Annotated in this window: 13 protein-coding genes and 5 tRNA genes; 7 read left to right on the top strand and 11 right to left on the bottom strand. The window is 45.6% G+C overall.

What is annotated here, in order from left to right; genetic code table 11:
• Positions 1 to 68 precede the first annotated feature (68 nt).
• The 4 genes from LIX84_RS12230 to LIX84_RS12215 all read right to left on the bottom strand — a co-directional run bounded on the left by LIX84_RS12230 (position 69) and on the right by LIX84_RS12215 (position 5,513).
• A complete protein-coding gene (locus LIX84_RS12230; protein WP_139059506.1) occupies positions 69 to 1,025 on the bottom strand; it encodes an ABC transporter permease in 957 nt (318 codons plus the stop codon).
• Between the two features lie 2 nt (positions 1,026 to 1,027).
• Complete coding sequence (locus LIX84_RS12225) at positions 1,028 to 2,005, bottom strand: ABC transporter permease (protein ID WP_031780394.1); 978 nt, start codon at positions 2,003 to 2,005, stop codon at positions 1,028 to 1,030.
• Between the two features lie 146 nt (positions 2,006 to 2,151).
• Entirely contained in the window at positions 2,152 to 3,705 is a 1,554-nt protein-coding gene (locus LIX84_RS12220; RefSeq protein ID WP_046874194.1) for an ABC transporter substrate-binding protein, read from the bottom strand.
• Between the two features lie 92 nt (positions 3,706 to 3,797).
• Positions 3,798 to 5,513, bottom strand: a complete 1,716-nt coding sequence (locus tag LIX84_RS12215; protein WP_005379108.1) for a dipeptide ABC transporter ATP-binding protein — start codon at positions 5,511 to 5,513, stop codon at positions 3,798 to 3,800.
• A gap of 662 nt (positions 5,514 to 6,175) precedes the next feature.
• Here LIX84_RS12215 and LIX84_RS12210 point away from each other — a divergent pair.
• Positions 6,176 to 6,901 carry an HAD family hydrolase gene (locus LIX84_RS12210; RefSeq protein WP_226421419.1) on the top strand — a complete coding sequence of 242 codons (726 nt, stop codon included), beginning with the start codon at positions 6,176 to 6,178 and terminating at the stop codon, positions 6,899 to 6,901.
• Between the two features lie 340 nt (positions 6,902 to 7,241).
• Here LIX84_RS12210 and LIX84_RS12205 read toward each other — a convergent pair.
• The 5 genes from LIX84_RS12205 to LIX84_RS12185 all read right to left on the bottom strand — a co-directional run bounded on the left by LIX84_RS12205 (position 7,242) and on the right by LIX84_RS12185 (position 7,797).
• Positions 7,242 to 7,318, bottom strand: a tRNA-Pro gene (locus LIX84_RS12205).
• A gap of 24 nt (positions 7,319 to 7,342) precedes the next feature.
• Positions 7,343 to 7,418: transfer RNA gene (locus tag LIX84_RS12200), tRNA-His, on the bottom strand.
• Positions 7,419 to 7,464: 46 nt separating this feature from the next.
• Positions 7,465 to 7,541 (bottom strand) — tRNA-Pro (locus LIX84_RS12195).
• A gap of 69 nt (positions 7,542 to 7,610) precedes the next feature.
• Positions 7,611 to 7,686: transfer RNA gene (locus LIX84_RS12190), tRNA-His, on the bottom strand.
• Between the two features lie 34 nt (positions 7,687 to 7,720).
• A tRNA-Arg gene (locus LIX84_RS12185) sits at positions 7,721 to 7,797 on the bottom strand.
• Positions 7,798 to 8,132: 335 nt separating this feature from the next.
• Here LIX84_RS12185 and LIX84_RS12180 point away from each other — a divergent pair.
• A complete protein-coding gene (locus LIX84_RS12180) occupies positions 8,133 to 8,546 on the top strand; it encodes a c-type cytochrome (protein ID WP_226421418.1) in 414 nt (137 codons plus the stop codon).
• Between the two features lie 73 nt (positions 8,547 to 8,619).
• Here LIX84_RS12180 and rep read toward each other — a convergent pair whose 3' ends face one another.
• Positions 8,620 to 10,632 carry a DNA helicase Rep gene (rep, locus tag LIX84_RS12175; protein ID WP_226421417.1) on the bottom strand — a complete coding sequence of 671 codons (2,013 nt, stop codon included), beginning with the start codon at positions 10,630 to 10,632 and terminating at the stop codon, positions 8,620 to 8,622.
• A 168-nt stretch (positions 10,633 to 10,800) separates the two neighbouring features.
• Here rep and LIX84_RS12170 point away from each other — a divergent pair, with 168 nt between their 5' ends.
• The 4 genes from LIX84_RS12170 (at position 10,801) to ubiK (ending at position 16,025) form a co-directional block, all read left to right on the top strand.
• Positions 10,801 to 11,382 carry a TetR/AcrR family transcriptional regulator gene (locus tag LIX84_RS12170; protein WP_005398171.1) on the top strand — a complete coding sequence of 194 codons (582 nt, stop codon included), beginning with the start codon at positions 10,801 to 10,803 and terminating at the stop codon, positions 11,380 to 11,382.
• An 18-nt stretch (positions 11,383 to 11,400) separates the two neighbouring features.
• Positions 11,401 to 12,507, top strand: coding sequence for a multidrug efflux RND transporter periplasmic adaptor subunit VmeC (gene vmeC / locus LIX84_RS12165; protein WP_226421416.1), 1,107 nt, complete (start codon positions 11,401 to 11,403; stop codon positions 12,505 to 12,507).
• A gap of 12 nt (positions 12,508 to 12,519) precedes the next feature.
• Positions 12,520 to 15,642, top strand: a complete 3,123-nt coding sequence (vmeD, locus tag LIX84_RS12160) for a multidrug efflux RND transporter permease subunit VmeD (RefSeq protein ID WP_048624578.1) — start codon at positions 12,520 to 12,522, stop codon at positions 15,640 to 15,642.
• A gap of 131 nt (positions 15,643 to 15,773) precedes the next feature.
• Entirely contained in the window at positions 15,774 to 16,025 is a 252-nt protein-coding gene (gene ubiK / locus LIX84_RS12155) for a ubiquinone biosynthesis accessory factor UbiK (protein ID WP_005398178.1), read from the top strand.
• Positions 16,026 to 16,216: 191 nt separating this feature from the next.
• Here ubiK and ilvC read toward each other — a convergent pair whose 3' ends face one another.
• Positions 16,217 to 17,701, bottom strand: coding sequence for a ketol-acid reductoisomerase (gene ilvC, locus LIX84_RS12150; RefSeq protein WP_226421415.1), 1,485 nt, complete (start codon positions 17,699 to 17,701; stop codon positions 16,217 to 16,219).
• Between the two features lie 143 nt (positions 17,702 to 17,844).
• On the opposite strand from ilvC, the gene ilvY reads away from it, so the two are divergent.
• Entirely contained in the window at positions 17,845 to 18,735 is an 891-nt protein-coding gene (gene ilvY / locus LIX84_RS12145; RefSeq protein ID WP_226421594.1) for an HTH-type transcriptional activator IlvY, read from the top strand.
• Positions 18,736 to 18,825 lie beyond the last annotated feature (90 nt).

The raw sequence follows: 18,825 nt of genomic DNA, 5'->3' as shown, positions 1-18,825 counted from the left end.
GGAATTTGCATCCGGCTCTCAGTTTAGGAAGGAATTAAGCGAATTTACAACGCTTGGCGGGAAAATTCTTAACCTTTGTACAGTTTCGGGTTGAATACATCTCGTAACCAGTCACCCAATAAGTTGATAACCAGAACCAGTGTAACCAACACGATGCCTGGGAAGGCAGTAATCCACCACGCACCTGAGAAGATGTAATTAAAGCCGATGCTGATCAGCGCACCTAGTGACGGCTGATCAACAGGAAGACCCAAACCTAGGAATGACAGTGCCGCTTCCGACATGATCGCATTCGCTACCTGTACCGTCGAGATAACCAAGATTGGTGATAAACAGTTCGGCAGGATGTGACGGAACATGATGCGTGGCGCTTTAAAGCCCATCACGCGTGCCGCTTCTACGTATTCTTTCTTCTTCTCAGCTAGTACTGAAGCACGAATGGTACGCGCGTATTGCGGCCATTCAGCCACACCGATGATCACCACCAGCATGACCACCGCATATTGGCTGTAAAAATCACTGCCAAAGCTGGCTTTGAAGATAGCTGACACGATGATCGCGACCATCATGGTCGAAAATGACAACTGTACGTCTGCAAAACGCATCAAGAAGCTATCGATACGACCACCGAAGTAACCCGCCGACAAACCAATGATGATACCCAGAATCAACTGAAGACCGACGGCTAAAAAGCCGATCGTCAAAGACAGACGAGAACCGTAAAGAATGGTCGATAAAATATCACGGCCTTGCTCATCAGTACCAAGAACAAAACGCTCATCACCCTCTTCCATCCAAGACGGTGGTAGCTCTGAATCCATGATATCAATAGACGTCAGATCATACGGGTCAGTCGGAGCTAGAATTGGCGCAGCTAATGCCAACACTAAGAACATCATAAAGACCGTAAAACTTGCCATCGCCACTTTGTCGCGCTTGAAGTAATACAAGAAGTCCGACTCTTTAAAACGCTGCCATGCAGATGGAGCGGCTTCAGGAGCTGGTGTTACATTTAATTGGCTCATGATTAAGCTCCTTTTCCAGTTAAGTTCACAGTTGGGTTGATGATGCCGTACAGCAAATCAACGATGGTATTGGTTACCACGAAAATCAGACCAACAAAGATAACGTAAGCTGTGATCAACGGTGTATCGACACGGTTGATTGCCTCTAGGAAAAGAAAGCCTGTACCCGGCCACTGGAATACGGTTTCGGTTAGGATGGTGTAAGCCACCATGGTACCAATCTGCACGCCACCTACCGTCAGAACTGGTAGCATGGTGTTCTTCAATGCATGTTGGTAGTAAATCTTTTGTAAGTTCAAACCTTTTGCTTTGGCAAACTTAATGTATTCCGAGCTCAGTACTTCCAGCATTTCTGAACGTACCAGACGGATGAACAACGGCAGCATGATAGACGCTAGCGCAATACACGGCAAGATAAGGTGCTTAATACCATCGATGGTAAAGAAGCCAGATTCCCAACCGAGCACGTTAGCGGTTTCACCTCGCCCGTAGGAAGGCAGCCAGCCGAGTTCGATGGAGAAGACGTACATCAGCATGATTGCGGTTAGGAACACCGGAATCGAGATGCCGACACTACTCATCGCCATAACAAATTTGGTAAAGACACTCTTCGGGTGAATCGCGGAATACACCCCGAGTGGTATAGAGAAAACGATAATGATGAGCGTCGCGCCAAACACGAGCTCTAATGTTGCCACCAGCTTATCGAGGATCACCTCAACCGCAGGTCGCTTGAAAAAGTATGATGTACCCAAATCACCTTGCAGTGCATTACCCACAAAGCGCGTGTACTTTGTGATAAAGGGATCGTTCAGGCCCAATTCGTCGCGTAGCGCTTGGCGCTCCGACTCCGAAACCGACTGACCTACAAGCTCACGCAGCGGATCACCCAGGTTGTCCTGAATGGCAAACGCCACCAAACTGATCACAAACATCACTATCAGTGCCTGAAACAGGCGCTTGACCAGAAACGAAAACATTCCTTGCCCCTTAACTATCCATAGATCTCTAAACTTAGAGAGAAAATTCAGTCTGTAAAACTGGCTCAATCCGACTGAAATAAAACCGAGCCAAGTGTCGAAAACAGAGAAGGACTGACGCCCCTCTCTGTCATGACTAAGTATGATTACTCGACAACTAGGTCGCCAAAGTAAGGCATTACCATTGGGTTCACGATGTCTGCGGCTTTCACGTTAGACTTCGCACCCCACGCTTCACTTTGCCAGTGTAGCGGTACGAATGCAGCATCGTTGTATAGCGTCGCTTCGACACCTTTCAGCATTGCTGCACGTTTCGCAGGGTCCGTCTCTACGTTTGCAGCTTCAACCACTTTGTCCATTTCTGGGTTTGAGTAGTGACCACAGTTGTACTGACCACGACCGGTTTCTTCGTTACGAGTCATAGTTAGGAACTCGTTGAAGTTTGCCGAGTCCTCTGTATCCGAGTGCCAACCGATCATCAGCATGTCTGCCGCACACTTATCAAACTCAGGCCAGTATTGCGCTTTTGGCATAGTTTTCAGATCAACCTTGATGCCAATCTTAGACAACATTGCCGCCGCCGCTTGCGCTACTTTCGCATCGTTTACGTAGCGGTTGTTTGGCGCAATCATAGTTAGCGTCAGGCCGTCTTCGTAACCCGCTTCTTTCATCAGTTGTTTTGCTTTCTTCAGATCGTAGCGAGGTACTAGCTTGTCATCGTGACCAACGTAGCCAGTTGGACTCTGCTGACCAGCTGCAGTAGCGAAGCCTTTCATGATTTTCTTAACGATGCCTTCGTTGTTGATTGCGTGAACAATCGCTTGGCGAACGCGAACATCTTTCAGTGCTTCGTTGCTGTTTTGGTTTAGTTGGAACGTGATGATACGAGTACCTGGTAGCGTGACTAGATCGATGCCGTCTGCGTCTTTCACACGTTTGTGATCGTTTGGTGCTACCGGGTGAATCATATCAACGCCGCCAGAAAGTAGCGCAGCTACACGAGTCGCGTCTTCTTTGATTGGTACAAGCGTTAGCTTATCAACGTTACCTTTCGACTCTTTGTCCCAGTAATCTTTAAAGCGTTCAAATTCCACTTTTACGCCCTGCTCACGTGATGTCACAATGAATGGCCCCGTGCCAGATACGTTAGTCGATGCAAATGAGTTACCGTGCTTCACTAGCTCAGACTTGTCTTTGCCGTCTGCTGTTTTACCCGTGTAGAACTTGCTGTCCATAGGGAAAATGTACGTTGCAGTTTGCAGCACTAGTGGGTAAGGACCTTTGGTTACAAGATCGAACGTGTTGTCGTCCACTTTGACGATTTTCTCGTACGGGTCGAAAATGTTTTTAAAATCAGGAGAACTTTGTAGACGCTCAAACGTCCATACAACGTCGTCAGCCGTTAGGGTATTACCAGAGTGGAATTTCACACCTTCACGCAATTTAAAACGAACGGTAGTGTCGTTAATGCGCTCCCAGCTCTCTGCTAGACGAGGTTCGAAATCCATTTTTTGAGTAAAGCGAACTAACGGATCAAATACCATGTGTGACATTTGCAGTGTGCCACCTGATAGCTGCTCATGTGGGTCAAGCGATACTGGGTCAGCTGCGTAGCCAACTTTGATATCTGCTGCCAGTGCATTAAAGCTTAGGCCCGCCGCCATTAGCGCCACTGCTAATTTGCTTTTCATGGTTTTCATTTGCATAACTCCTTCATGCGGGGATACGGATCCCTTGTTGTTGTGTTTGCGTCTTTGTTATGACTAAAGGTTAGCCAAGCGAGGTGCTTGGTTTATGCCGTCTCGATCTCTTCTCGCAAGCCTGTAAATTCAGGCATCAGAGAAATCAATTTTTTGCTGTATTCGTGTTGAGGTGCCGTGAATAACTGTTCTGTTGGTGCCACTTCTAACAGTGTACCCATTTGCATCACACCTACTCGGTCACACATCTGGCGAATAACAGGTAAATCGTGGCTGATAAACAACATAGTCAAGTTCAGCTCACTTTGCAGATCTTTCAGCAAGTTTAGAATTTGTGCCTGTACCGATACGTCCAGTGCCGATGTCGGTTCATCACAAATCAAAAGTCGAGGACGAGTCGCCAACGCACGCGCAATAGAAATACGCTGACGCTGACCACCGGAGAATTCATGAGGGTACTTAAGCCCAGCCATGCGGCCCAAACCAACATGATCGAGAAGGTCATTCACGATTTGGCGAGTTTCCGACTCGTTTTTCGTCAGTTTATGAAAACGGATAGGCTCAGCAATAATATCGAATACCTTCATACGAGGGTTCATTGAGGTATACGGGTTTTGGAACACCATCTGCATCTGACGACGCATTGGGCGGCGTTCTTTCTCAGAGGTTAAAGCTGTCAGGTCAATACCCTCAAACTTCACCTGACCAGAGTTAGGTTGGTATAAACCAGCAATAACTCGCGCAATGGTTGATTTACCAGAGCCAGACTCACCCACCAAACCAAAGGTTTCGCCTTCATGCACTTCAAAGCTCACATTATTGGATGCTTGCACGTATTCGCGACGGCTTTCAAATAAAGAGTCTTTGGTGACAAAGCGTAGATTAACGTTCTTCACGTCTAAAAGCGGGCCTGTGTACTCGCGCTCATCCTGACTTTGTCCTAGCCAGTGATTCTTGATGTCGAGTGGCTCCATTTCTGCCGCTTCTTCGATGTAGCTAACCAAAGGGAAGCGATCTAGCTTTCTGTCTGAACGTGGAACGGCTGAAATTAGGCTGCGAGTATAGGAGTGATCAGGGTCGCCCAACACTTTGGCTGTTGGTCCAAACTCCACCAAGTCACCACGATACATTACCGCGACGCGGTCGGTGACGTTGGAGACCACCCCCATATCGTGAGTAACCAGCATACAGCCGACATTGTTCTTAATACACAATTCTCGGATCAAGTTGAGGATTTGGTCTTGGATAGAAACGTCTAACGCCGTAGTTGGTTCGTCCGCAATGATCAGATCTGGCTCACCAGCCAAAGCAATCGCAATGACGACACGCTGACGCATACCACCAGAGAATTGGTGTGGGTATTGTTTCAAGCGGTTTTCTGGCTGCGGGATGCCAACTTGCTGCATCAGAGAAAGCGCACGCTGATACGCCTCTTCATCAGAGACTTTCATGTTGGCGTGGATCGTCTCTTTCAGCTGCTGCTCAACCGTAAAAAGTGGGTTAAGTGAGGTCATTGGATCTTGGAAAATAAAACCAATCTTCGATCCGCGAACCTTACGCATCGCTTCTGGTGATAAACCAGAAATTTTTTCTCCATCCAAGAAAACATCGCCGCTAGCAACGCGACCTGGAGGGCTAAGCAAATCAATAACGGCGTTACCAACGGTGGATTTACCCGCACCTGATTCGCCAACAACACCCACGATTTCACCACGTTCAATATGAAAAGAAAGTGACTTCACGGCAGCGTGAACGCCGTGTCGGGATGGGTATTCAATACGAAGGTTTTTCACTTCTAATAGTGACATTTCAGACCTCTACTGCCTTGTCTGTGGTATCGAATCGCGCCAAAGGCACCATTCATCACCTGAATGAATCCGTTCAAATTCAGAATAATACTCTGAAATCTTAATGCGGAAACAATTTGGCAAAAATCACACAAAAAAGCAACAATTAAAGTATATTCCGCCGAGAAAACATTAAATAAACGCACAATGAGCGAATAAAAATGCATTAACAAGTATTTAACCATTTTCATATCACACTATTTTTGTGCGCCATGCACCAATAAAACTAGAAAAATGCTCTAAAAATAAGCATGAGCCAACCAGGATCATTAGCCATACTATTCATGTGTGATTATTAACATTTAACAAACAATATCGTATGCGAAAAGCAATTTTTCAACATAAAAAACTATTAATAAAATAGTCGGCAAATATAAAAAGCCAAACTTAGAAAGAGAAAGGATAGGCTAAAACGTGAACACAACAGCAAAACCACACAAATCCTTTGTCGACGACGATTATGCGCCACTTAAGCGGTTTGTTGACTAAACAAAAAAAAGTGCGGTTACCATCACTCTCCCATTGTAGGTGAAACACGTCGGTTTTAACCCTTTACGGCACAATTCAGAGTGGGATAATAGATAATCAATGTTAGAGCCAAGCTGTAAATGAAAGGAGCCCCTGTGCTTAAAGCAATTTTTTTTGATATGGACGAGACTTTATGTGCGACGTCACAAGCCGATAAAGTTGCAGGACAAAAGTTTACGACTTGGATTCATAAGACCTACCCGCAAGTTACCGAACCACAAGCTTTTTTACAGCGCTACTTACAGGGTGTGTACAAGAAGCTGAATGCGAAATTCCCTCACCTTGTGGCTCTGCTACCTGATGAAAACGCGTTCCGTTGTGGCCTGATCCAAAATATATTGGCGGAGCACGGAGTCAGCATTAATGCCGAAGAGGCTCAACAAGCTCAAGACTACTTTGACTCTGCACGTATGGGCGCGTTCACTTTCTTCCCTGGTGTAAAAGAAATGCTCAGCGACCTTCGTCAGCATTATAAACTCGTCGTGATCACTAACGGCCCGATTTTTTCTCAACACCCTAAACTCAGCGCGACACAGATGAGCGACTGGGTGGACCATATTATTGTGGGGGGAGAAGAGCCCGAAGAGAAGCCCGCTGCGAGCATTTTCCAAAAAGCGCTCAACTTGGTCGAAGTAAAACCAGAAGAAGCCCTACACATTGGCGACTCTTTACCAGCAGATATAGCAGGCGCTAACAATATGGGCATTTTGAGTGTGTGGGTAAATGCGACAGGCGCAAGTAACTCAACAGATATAACGCCAAATTTTGAAATCCAAGAAACGGTAGAGCTGAGAGAAATCCTTAAAACACTCGCCCAATAAAAGTAGCGGATCATAAAAACACAAAACCCCAGACGTCGTTCTGGGGTTTATTTTGTCAGCTCGAAAAGCATTTGGATCATAGGTGGTCAAAAGCCCCTAGAGCTGTACACTTTTGGTGAAATTGAAATCGAATGCAGATGCTTTTAAGAGGATAGATGCAAAAAAGCCCCAGTCTTTCGACTGGGGCTCTAAATAGCGGTCGGTGAAGAGCCGTATTCTAACTTCAGGCGAACCCCATTTGGGTTCAAATCCTTTGAAATACTGTCGACTAATAGTCGTCCAAGCGAGATCATAAACTCTAAAACGACGAAAGCCTGCTAAAAAGCAGGCTTTCTAATAGTGGTCGGTGAAGAGGGATTCGAACCCCCGACCCTCTGGTCCCAAACCAGATGCGCTACCAAACTGCGCTATTCACCGAGCATGTATTCTTTAAATAAAGAATGGGGTGGCTAACGAGACTTGAACTCGCGACAACCGGAATCACAATCCGGGGCTCTACCAACTGAGCTATAGCCACCATCAAATTGTCATGTTTACCGCTATCTCAGCCATAAACTAAATAGTGGTCGGTGAAGAGGGATTCGAACCCCCGACCCTCTGGTCCCAAACCAGATGCGCTACCAAACTGCGCTATTCACCGACGATGTTTTATCTTGATTTAATCAAGATTGGGAGCAATGCTACCGCATTCAATCTAAAAAAGAAAGAATGGGGTGGCTAACGAGACTTGAACTCGCGACAACCGGAATCACAATCCGGGGCTCTACCAACTGAGCTATAGCCACCACTGATTTTTTACCGATGTATCCTCCGAGGCAATGGTACGCCCGAAAGGATTCGAACCTTCGACCTTTGGCTCCGGAGGCCAACGCTCTATCCAACTGAGCTACGGGCGCATGCCCTATCGGCGGAGTGGAATAATACGGATATCACACTATGCCGTCTAGTACTTTTTTTACTTTTTTTATCGTTTGGTCTCTTTTTCGACAGTTATCTTCCTTTAAACTGAATTTTTGATGTGATTCACGCCCTGTCATGGATAACTTGTTGTTTATTGCAACAAGTTATCGGGATATAATCACCCATTATTTACATTGATTTAACAGCTGCAACCAAGTTGTCTAATCATTCTATGCCATTCAGTGGAATTTAGTGATTTCTCTGCTCGGCATTAATACTCTAACTATATAAATAGGTAAGTCACTTACCTCGGGAATGTGAAGTGGGTTTAATGGATATGTCTCGACAAATGATTAGCGTTTTGTTCGCTGCCTTAACGTTTTCTACGGCAGCTTTAGCTTCTGACATCAGCCAAACTGAATACGATGCGATCGCAGAACGCATCCAACCTGTCGGTGATGTTTATCTAGCGGGTTCTGAGCCAGTGAGAGAAGAACCAACCGGTCCACGTGATGGCGCCACAGTTTATGGTACTTTTTGTATTGCTTGTCACGCATCTGGTGTAAACGGCGCACCTAAAACGGGTAATGCCGATGACTGGGCACCGCGTATTGCACAAGGCAAAGAGACGTTAGTGAAGCACGCGTTAGAAGGCTTCAATGCGATGCCTGCCAAAGGAACCTGTATGGACTGTTCTGACGATGAAATCATCGCAGCAATCGACCACATGATTGAAGGTCTATAAGTAAAGACATCAACGAAAAAGGCTTGCCAACTGGCAAGCCTTTTTGTTTTTAGTCAGTGAACACAAGGTTACTCTACTTCTTAAACATTGCTCGAATATTGGCAATGTGTGCCTGACCTTTCGCCATACGCTCTTCTGCTGATACTGGCTTTTTATTGGCTTCCCATTCAACGTCATCAAATGGCAGCTCATCCAAAAAGCGGCTTTGAGTCGGTTTGATCAACTCGCCGAACTGTCGACGCTCTTTGCACATAGTGAAAGTCAGTTCACGCTGCGCACGGGTAATGCCAACATACATCAGACGACGCTCTTCTTCGACGTTGTCTTCATCAATACTGGTTTGGTGCGGTAAAATACCTTCTTCAGACCCAATTAAGTATACATATGGGAACTCAAGGCCTTTTGATGCGTGCAGCGTCATCAGTTGTACTGCATCGCTGTCTTCATCTTCGCCACGTTCCATCATGTCACGCAAGGTCAAACGTTGAACGACTTCTTTTAACGTTTTCTCTTCTTGATCGTAGTTGTCACCTTCTAGGTCCGCCACTATCCACGAGTAAAGATCAGAAACGTTCTTCATTCGCATTTCAGCGGCTTTCGGGCTTGCTGAAGTTTCGTATAGCCAATCTTCATAATGGATATCGCGAACTAGCGAGCGAACCGCTTCGACGGTATCACCACGCTCAGCTTGGTCAGCAATCGCCACTAACCATTGGGTGAAACGACGTAAATTTTCCAGGCCGCGTCCCGTTAAGTGCTGTTCGAGCCCCATTTCAAAACTCGACTCAAACAGGCTCTTCCCACGCATATTGGCATAACTGCCTAGCTTTTCTAAAGTTACAGGGCCAATTTCACGTCGTGGTGTATTCACAATGCGTAAGAATGCATTGTCGTCATCTGGGTTAACCAAAACGCGCAAATACGCCATGATGTCTTTAATTTCTGCTCGTGCAAAAAACGAGGTGCCACCAGAAATTTTATACGGCACACGGTTTTGCATTAGAGACTTTTCAATTAAGCGTGATTGGTGGTTACCACGGTACAAAATTGCGTAATCACGATAGTCGGTCCGATTCAAGAATTTGTGTGCAATCAACTCCCCCGTGACACGCTCAGCCTCATGCTCTTCATTTTTAGCCAACAACACTTTGAGTTTTTCACCGTCAGGAATTTCTGAAAATAAGGACTTCTCATAGACGTGAGGGTTGTTGGCTATCAAAATGTTGGCCGCACGCAGGATTCGACTCGTAGAGCGGTAGTTTTGCTCCAACTTAATCAATCGCAAATTCGGGTAATCTTCACCCAGCAAGACTAGGTTCTGAGGCTTCGCACCACGCCATGAATAAATGGACTGGTCATCATCTCCTACGACCGTCAATCGCCCACGTTCACCGACGATTAATTTCACCAACTCATATTGGCTCGTGTTGGTATCTTGGTACTCATCGACCAACAGATAGCGGATACGGTTCTGCCAACGTTGACGAACGTCTTCATGATTGCGCAAGAGTAAGACGGGCATCAAAATTAGGTCATCAAAATCGAGCGCGTTATAGGCTTTCATTTGCTTTTGGTACATATCAAAACAGAACGCAAACAATTGTTGCTGCTCACCTTGCGCACGCGCTTTGGCTTGCTCTGGCGTCAACATGTCGTTTTTCCAATTGGAAATACAACTCAGAAGCTGACGTAGCAGATCTTTATCACCATCAAGCTGCTTTTCGGTAAGTTCCTTGAGTAGCGCCAGTTGGTCTTGGTCATCAAACAGTGAAAAGCCCGCTTTCAATCCTAAATGCTTGTATTCGCGTTTGATGATGTTTAATCCCAAGGTGTGGAACGTTGATACCATCAACCCTTTAGACTCGGCTTTCCCCAACGTTTGGCCGACACGTTCTTTCATTTCACGCGCCGCTTTGTTGGTAAACGTCACCGCTGCAATATTACGCGCTTTGTAGCCACATTGCTGAACCAGATAAGCGATTTTATTGGTAATAACACGAGTTTTGCCCGAGCCAGCACCAGCTAGCACTAGGCATGGACCAGACACGTATTTCACGGCTTCATCTTGACTAGGGTTCAGCTTCATAGAAATTCTCTGCGGGTGATAAATGTGGCGCCTATGATAAAGGGGTGACCTCGTGAAAGCTACGCTGATTTCTTGTAATTTTCATACCAACAAGCGCAACATTCTGTTGCATAAAAGGCGGGTATTTGAGCTATAATGAATGAACGTTCATTCACTAGTGGTAGGATTATGAAGGATAACCCTGCTGTAGATAAGCGAGAACAAATCTTAGTCGCTGCAGAGCAACTCATTGCTGAATCGGGCTTTCAAGGGCTTTCCATGCAAAAGCTCGCCAATGAAGCAGGTGTCGCAGCAGGAACGATTTATCGTTATTTCTCAGATAAAGAACATCTTTTGGAGGAGTTACGCCTTAACGTTGCAAAGCGTGTCGCTACGGCTGTGCAACTGGGCGTGAGTGAAGAGATGCCTTTAAAACAGCGATATCGAACCATGTGGCTCAATATTTGGAATCTAGCGAGCTCGAATTTAAATGCGCTCAGCAATCGAGTTCAATATGAGTCTCTACCCTGTTCAAATAGTAGCAAAGCTCGGGAACTTGAAAGACAAATGTTTGCCCAAGTAGATCTTCTTTTTAATCAGGGGAAAGAAGAGGGCGTATTCAAGCCTCTCGATAACGAAGTGCTTTCTGGATTGAGTTTTGAGGCAAGTGTTGCACTTGCTAGGAAACACGCTTTGGGATTTTATCAACTGGATAAGGCGGCATTAGAAGCTGCTATTGAAGCCAGTTGGGATGCAATTATTAAACACTAACTTGGAGTTCTTAATAGAATGAAAAAGTGGACTTTCTTTATGTTACTTATCGCCGTTCTCTTGTTCGGCAGCGTGATAGGTTTCAATTTATTTAAGCAACAAAAGATTGCTGAATACATGGCAAACCGTCCTGAACCTGAGTTCCCAGTAACCGTGACGGAAGTACAAGCGGTTGATTGGGTACCAGTGATCGAGGCTATCGGTTTTATCGAACCAAACCAAGGTGTGACGGTCGCAAACGAAACCAGTGGTGTTATCGACAAAATCGCATTTGATTCCGGCACTCAAGTCAAAGCAGGTCAGCCATTAGTACTGCTTGACTCTGACGTTGAGAAAGCGAATTTAAAGAGCTCGCAAGCCAAGTTGCCAGCAGCAGAAGCGAAATACAAACGCTACCAAGGGCTATTTAAAAAAGGCTCTATTTCTAAAGAAGCGTATGACGAAGCAGAAGCGAACTACTTCTCCTTAAAAGCGGACATTGAAAGCTTGAAAGCGACCATCGACCGACGCGAGATCAAAGCGCCATTTGATGGTGTAGTAGGTATTCGTAACGTGTATCTAGGTCAGTACCTACAAACGGGTACCGATATTGTTCGCCTGGAAGACACCAGCGTGATGCGCTTACGCTTTACCGTGCCGCAAACCGATATTTCACGTATCAATATCGACCAAGAAGTGGATATCTTCGTGGATGCCTACCCAGATCAGCCTTTCAAAGGTTCAATTTCTGCAATTGAGCCTGCGGTTAACGTACAAAGTGGTTTGATTCAGGTTCAAGCAGATATCCCTAACAGTGATGGCAAACTGCGTAGTGGTATGTTCGCACGTGCAAACATCATTCTGCCTAAATTAGAAAATCAGGTCACTCTGCCTCAAACTGCGATCACGTTTACGCTATACGGCGACAATGTTTACATCGTAACGGAAGAAGATGGCGAGAAACGCGTTAAGCAGCATGTGGTAAAAGTTGGCGAACGCTCTAAAGATATCGCACACATTCTAGAAGGCGTGAAGCCAGGTGATGTAGTGGTGACATCGGGTCAAGTCCGTTTAAGTAACCACGCAAAAGTAAGCATTGTCGAAAGCGATGCAACTACCCCACCTGCTGAAACACCAATGCTTTAAGTTGGAGGCATCATGCGCTTTACAGATGTTTTTATAAAACGTCCAGTTTTAGCGGTATCGATCAGTTTTTTGATTGCATTGCTTGGTTTGCAAGCCGTGTTCAAAATGCAAGTTCGTGAATACCCTGAAATGACGAATACAGTGGTCACCGTGACCACCAGTTACTACGGTGCAAGTGCCAACTTGATCCAGGGCTTTATTACTCAGCCATTGGAGCAAGCGGTGGCGCAAGCCGATAATATTGATTATATGACCTCGCAATCGGTGTTAGGTAAATCAACCATTACTGTCAACATGAAGTTGAATACCGACCCAAACGCGGCATTGGCTGACATCTTAGCGAAAACTAACTCGGTACGTTCCCAGCTTCCAAAAGAAGCCGAAGACCCGACCGTAACGATGTCGACCGGTTCTACTACCGCGGTATTGTATATTGGTTTTACCAGTGACGAGTTGTCTTCCAGCCAGATCACCGACTACCTTGAGCGTGTAATCAACCCACAGCTATTCACTGTAAATGGTGTATCAAAAGTTGACCTTTACGGTGGTATGAAATACGCGCTGCGCGTATGGCTAGATCCAGCCAAAATGGGCGCATTAAAGTTGACTGCAACGGATGTGATGAGCGTTCTTAACGCCAACAACTACCAATCTGCGACGGGTCAAGCGACGGGTGAGTTCGTGCTTTATAACGGTAGCGCGGATACTCAGGTATCAAACGTTGCTGAACTTGAAGCGTTGGTCGTAAAAACGGGTGAAGGGGACGTTATTCGCTTAGGTGATATCGCGAAGGTAACACTTGAGAAGAGCCACGACGTTTACCGTGCAAGTGCAAACGGCCAAGAAGCCGTGGTTGCTGCAATCAACGCCGCGCCAAGTGCCAACCCAATCAACATCGCTGCTGATGTACTTGAATTATTACCTCAACTTGAGCGCAACTTACCAAGTAACATCAAAATGAACGTGATGTACGACTCTACCATTGCGATCAACGAGTCAATTCACGAAGTAGTGAAAACGATTCTTGAAGCGGCAATTATCGTACTTGTAGTGATCACACTGTTCCTAGGTTCGTTCCGTGCGGTCATCATTCCTATCGTCACTATTCCACTCTCTTTGATTGGTGTAGCGATGGTTATGCAGGCAATGGGCTTCTCTTGGAACTTGATGACACTACTGGCGATGGTACTTGCCATCGGTCTGGTGGTGGATGACGCGATCGTGGTACTAGAAAACGTGGATCGTCATATCAAAGAAGGCGAGTCACCATTCCGTGCAGCAATCATTGGTACGCGTGAAATTGCAGTGCCAGTTATTGCGATGACATTAACGCTAGGTGCGGTATACGCACCAATCGCGTTGATGGGCGGTATTACAGGCTCGTTGTTCAAAGAGTTCGCTTTAACGCTAGCAGGTTCGGTATTTGTGTCCGGTATCATCGCTTTAACGCTATCACCTATGATGTGTTCAAAGATGCTGAAGGCGAATGAAAAACCGAGCAAGTTTGAGCAAAAAGTTCATCATATCCTTGATGGCATGACTAATCGCTATGAGAAAATGCTTACAGCAGTCATGGCTCACCGTCCTGTTGTAATTGCATTTGCGATAATTGTATTTGCGAGCTTACCGATTCTATTTAAGTTTATTCCTAGTGAGCTGGCGCCGTCCGAAGATAAAGGTGTAGTTGTTCTGATGGGTACCGCACCATCAAACGCGAACTTGGACTACATCCAAAACACCATGGATGACGTAAATAAGATTCTCTCTGATCAGCCAGAAGTAGAATACGCTCAGGTATTTAACGGTGTGCCGAACTCAAACCAAGCGTTTGGTCTAGCAACATTGAAGCCATGGAGTGAACGAGAAGCAAGTCAATCTGAAATCACAAAACGTGTGGGAGGCCTAGTTTCAAGTGTCCCAGGTATGTCTGTCACTGCGTTCCAAATGCCAGAACTGCCTGGTGCGGGCTCAGGCCTACCTGTCCAGTTTGTAATTACGACACCAAATAGCTTCGAAAGCTTGTTTACTATCGCTAGCGATATCCTGACCGATGTTGCAAGTAGTCCAATGTTTGTCTATTCCGATCTAGACCTGAACTACGATTCAGCAACTATGAAGATTAAGATCGACAAAGACAAAGCCGGTGCCTACGGTGTGACCATGCAAGATATTGGTATCACTCTCAGCACCATGATGGCTGATGGTTACGTTAACCGTATCGACCTTAACGGCCGCTCATATGAAGTGATTCCTCAAGTTGAACGTAAATGGCGTCTAAACCCAGAGTCGATGAAGAACTACTATGTGCGTTCTGTTGATGGTAAAGCCGTCCCACTAAGCAGCTTGATTACGATTGATGTGATTGCAGAGCCTCGCTCTTTGCCACACTTCAACCAGTTAAACTCCGCGACGGTAGGTGCGGTGCCATCGCCTAACGTTGCTATGGGTGATGCAATTAACTGGTTTGAAGACATCGCACAAACCAAACTGCCTGCAGGCTATAACCACGATTACATGGGCGAATCTCGTCAGTTTGTAACGGAAGGTAGTGCCTTGTATGCAACCTTTGGTCTTGCACTTGCGATCATCTTCCTCGTTCTGGCGATTCAATTTGAATCACTCCGCGACCCTATTGTCATCATGGTATCTGTACCGCTAGCAATATGTGGTGCCTTGATCGCGTTGGCGTGGGGTACTGCCTCAATGAACATCTACTCGCAGGTTGGTTTGATCACGCTGGTCGGCCTGATCACCAAGCACGGTATCTTGATCTGTGAAGTAGCCAAAGAAGAGCAGTTACATAATAAACTGTCTCGTATTGATGCGGTGATGGAGGCTGCGAAAGTGCGTCTTCGCCCTATCCTAATGACAACCGCAGCGATGATCGCAGGTCTGATCCCGCTGATGTACGCTACCGGTGCAGGTGCCGCGCAACGTTTCAGTATCGGTATCGTCATCGTTGCTGGTCTAGCAATTGGTACATTGTTCACACTATTCGTACTACCTGTGATTTACAGCTACTTAGCTGAAAAACACAAACCACTGCCAGTATTTGTTGAAGACAAAGACTTGGAGAAGTTAGCACGAGTTGATGAAGCGAAAGCAGCACACCGTGAATTAGCGGATAACAGATAAGCTTTTAAGGCATTCAAAAAGGTCACTTCGGTGACCTTTTTTATTGCCGCTCTCTTTTTTGCCATCTAAATGGCGACTTTCACGTATCATTTACTTAAAATGAGGACAAATCAAAAGGAGTTTTAGCCACTATGTTTGACCCAAAGAAATTAGAGCAAATTGCTAAACAGATTCACGACTCAATGCCTCAACCTGTAAAAGAGTTAGGCTCTGATGTTGATCAGAAGGTTCGCCAAGTAATCCAAGGCCAACTGAATAAGTTAGATGTCGTAAGCCGCGAAGAGTTTGATGTTCAGACTCAAGTTTTGCTGCGCACGCGTCAAAAGCTTACAGAAATGGAACAGAAGTTGGCGGAGCTTGAAGAGAAGCTTGCAGAAAAATAAGTGTTAAAACGCTCCTCATAAAGGAGCGTTTTTTTATGCGGATTAAACCGACTTGTTTCATAAGTGGCTAAAAAGAAAAAGCTTGGTCAACGGCGACCAAGCTTTTTGATTAAATGTTGTGTTTTTGTATTTATCGACTCCAGTCTGGCCAGAGTTCATTTAATATTTTCTCTGCTTTGAAGCAAAGAAAATTAGCCGCCCACCGCGATACGCTTCATATCAGTCATGTAACCACGTAGCTCTTCACCAATGTACTCTACAGGGTGGTTGCGGATTGTTTCATTCACAGCGATAAGAGTCGCGTTATCCACTTGGTTAGAAGTTTCACCTAGACCTTTACCAATGACGTCTGTACTAACAGAAGGCATGAATTTTTCACGCAGTAGCGGCGTTGCTACATTAGAAAATAGGTAGTTACCATATTCAGCCGTATCGGAGATAACCACGTTCATCTCGTATAAACGCTTACGTGCGATAGTGTTTGCGATAAGTGGCAGCTCGTGTAGAGACTCGTAGTAAGCAGACTCATCGATGATGCCAGATGCCGTCATTGCTTCGAATGCTAGCTCAACACCCGCACGAACCATAGCAACCATCAGGATACCGTTATCGAAGTACTCTTGCTCAGAGATTTCTACGTCAGTTTCTGGGTAGTTTTCGAAAGCAGTTTCACCCGTTTCTGCACGCCAGCCTAGTAGGTTCGCATCGTCGTTTGCCCAGTCAGCCATCATAGTGCTAGAGAAGTGACCTGTAATGATATCGTCCATGTGCTTGTTGTATAGCGGACGCATCAGCTCTTTTAGCTCTTCAGAAAGTTCAAATGCTTTCACTTTTGCAGGGTTCGTTAGGCGATCCATCATATGAGTGATACCACCAAACTTCAGTGCTTCAGTGATGGTTTCCCAACCGTATTGAAGAAGCTTGCCTGCGTAGCCAGGATCGATACCATCAGCAATCATCTTCTCGTAACATACGATAGAGCCAGCCTGCAACATGCCACAAAGGATAGTTTGCTCACCCATTAGGTCAGATTTCACCTCAGCAACAAAAGAAGACTCTAGACAGCCTGCACGGTGACCACCTGTTGCTGCAGCCCAAGCTTTCGCGATATCCCAACCTTCACCTTTTGGGTCGTTCTCTGGGTGAACAGCGATAAGAGTTGGAACACCGAAACCACGCTTGTACTCTTCACGAACTTCCGTGCCCGGGCACTTAGGTGCAACCATTACTACTGTTAGGTCTTTACGGATTTGCATGCCCTCTTCAACGACGTTGAAGCCGTGTGAGTAACCTAGCGCTGCGCCTTCTTTCATTAGCGGCATTATCGTCTCAACAACGTTTGTGTGCTGCTTATCTGGAGTAAGGTTTACTACTAGGTCAGCTTGTGGAATTAGCGTTTCGTAGCTACCTACTTCAAAACCGTTGTCTTTTGCATTTTTGAAAGATTGACGTTGCTCATCAATTGCTGCTTGGCGAAGCGCGTAAGCAACCTCTAGACCAGAGTCACGCATATTCAGACCTTGGTTAAGACCTTGAGCACCACAACCTACGATGACCACTTTCTTGCCTTTTAAGTAATCCGCTTCTGAAGCAAATTCGCTACGGTCCATAAAGCGACAACGACCTAATTGGTCCAACTGCTCGCGCAAGTTTAAGGTATTGAAATAATTAGCCATCTGGGTGCTCCTTTGAGATTCTTCCATTGAGGTCGGTAATTGCCTTACCGAATAACTTCATACTAAAACAGACAGTAAATTGCTTAAAGTGATATATTCACAATTAGTTATTGCAATTTATGCAACATGGAAATGAAGATTTAATGAATATCAAAAGCCTGCAACTTTTCATTCATCTCTGTGAGAGTAAAAGTTTCGCCAAAACCGCAGCGGCAATGCATATTAGCCCTTCAGCCTTAAGCCGACAGATACAAAAATTAGAGGAGGAAACCAGCCAACAATTGTTTTTACGCGACAACCGTAGCGTTGATTTAACTATCCAAGGTAAAAAGCTAGTCCCAGTCGCCTTAAAAATTCTTGGCGAATGGCAGCAGTACCAAAGTCACCTAAAGGGAGCCGAGGACGAATTGAAAGGAGAAATCCGTCTATTTTGTTCGGTTACTGCAAGCTACAGCCACCTGCCAGAGTTAATCTCTGATTTTCGTCTGCAGCATCCTTTTATCGAATTTAAGCTATCAACCGGCGATCCAGCTCAAGCGATCGACAAAATTCTAGCAGATGAAGCCGATATTGCCATCTCAGCCAAATCTGAGCAGATGCCAAGCAAAATCGCATTTGAAACGATCAGTGAAATACCGCTTTCTGTCATCGCTCCTGTCGGCGTGAGTTCATTTGCGGAGGAGCTACAAAAAGAAAGACCAAACTGGTCAGTCATTCCATTCATTCTCCCAGAAGCAGGGACAGCAAGAGATAGAGCCAATACTTGGCTCAAACAAATGAAAATAAAGCCGAATATCTACGCGCAAACGTCAGGGCATGAAGCCATCGTAAGTATGGTTGCACTAGGATGCGGTGTAGGTATAGCACCTGATGTCGTGATCAACAATAGCCCGGTGAGAGAGAAGATAAATCGCTTAAAAGTGTTACCAATTAAGCCGTTTGAACTTGGTGTCTGCTGTACCAAAAATCAGTTAGAGAATCCATTAGTGAAGGCTTTTTGGAAAGTAGCGGAGAGTAAATACATTACACCTTAACGATAGATGTTTGAGTTCTGAGTGCTTAGGTAATTTTCAGAACCCAGAAACGTAAAAAAGCCCACTCTTTTGAGTGGGCTTTTTCAAATT

The sequence above is a fragment of the Vibrio sp. E14 genome (assembly GCF_020515785.1).
Classification (GTDB): domain Bacteria; phylum Pseudomonadota; class Gammaproteobacteria; order Enterobacterales; family Vibrionaceae; genus Vibrio; species Vibrio diabolicus.
This window is presented reverse-complemented; position numbering and strand designations above follow the sequence as displayed.

Excerpts from the sequence above, each read along its gene's own strand:
- LIX84_RS12230 (WP_139059506.1), bottom strand. The coding sequence starts at position 1,025 with ATGAGCCAATTAAATGTAACACCAGCTCCTGAAGCCGCTCCATCTGCA.
- LIX84_RS12225 (WP_031780394.1), bottom strand. The coding sequence starts at position 2,005 with ATGTTTTCGTTTCTGGTCAAGCGCCTGTTTCAGGCACTGATAGTGATG.
- LIX84_RS12220 (WP_046874194.1), bottom strand. The coding sequence starts at position 3,705 with ATGAAAACCATGAAAAGCAAATTAGCAGTGGCGCTAATGGCGGCGGGC.
- LIX84_RS12215 (WP_005379108.1), bottom strand. The coding sequence starts at position 5,513 with ATGTCACTATTAGAAGTGAAAAACCTTCGTATTGAATACCCATCCCGA.
- LIX84_RS12180 (WP_226421418.1), top strand. The coding sequence starts at position 8,133 with ATGGATATGTCTCGACAAATGATTAGCGTTTTGTTCGCTGCCTTAACG.
- rep (WP_226421417.1), bottom strand. The coding sequence starts at position 10,632 with ATGAAGCTGAACCCTAGTCAAGATGAAGCCGTGAAATACGTGTCTGGT.
- LIX84_RS12170 (WP_005398171.1), top strand. The coding sequence starts at position 10,801 with ATGAAGGATAACCCTGCTGTAGATAAGCGAGAACAAATCTTAGTCGCT.
- vmeC (WP_226421416.1), top strand. The coding sequence starts at position 11,401 with ATGAAAAAGTGGACTTTCTTTATGTTACTTATCGCCGTTCTCTTGTTC.
- vmeD (WP_048624578.1), top strand. The coding sequence starts at position 12,520 with ATGCGCTTTACAGATGTTTTTATAAAACGTCCAGTTTTAGCGGTATCG.
- ubiK (WP_005398178.1), top strand. The coding sequence starts at position 15,774 with ATGTTTGACCCAAAGAAATTAGAGCAAATTGCTAAACAGATTCACGAC.
- ilvC (WP_226421415.1), bottom strand. The coding sequence starts at position 17,701 with ATGGCTAATTATTTCAATACCTTAAACTTGCGCGAGCAGTTGGACCAA.
- ilvY (WP_226421594.1), top strand. The coding sequence starts at position 17,845 with ATGAATATCAAAAGCCTGCAACTTTTCATTCATCTCTGTGAGAGTAAA.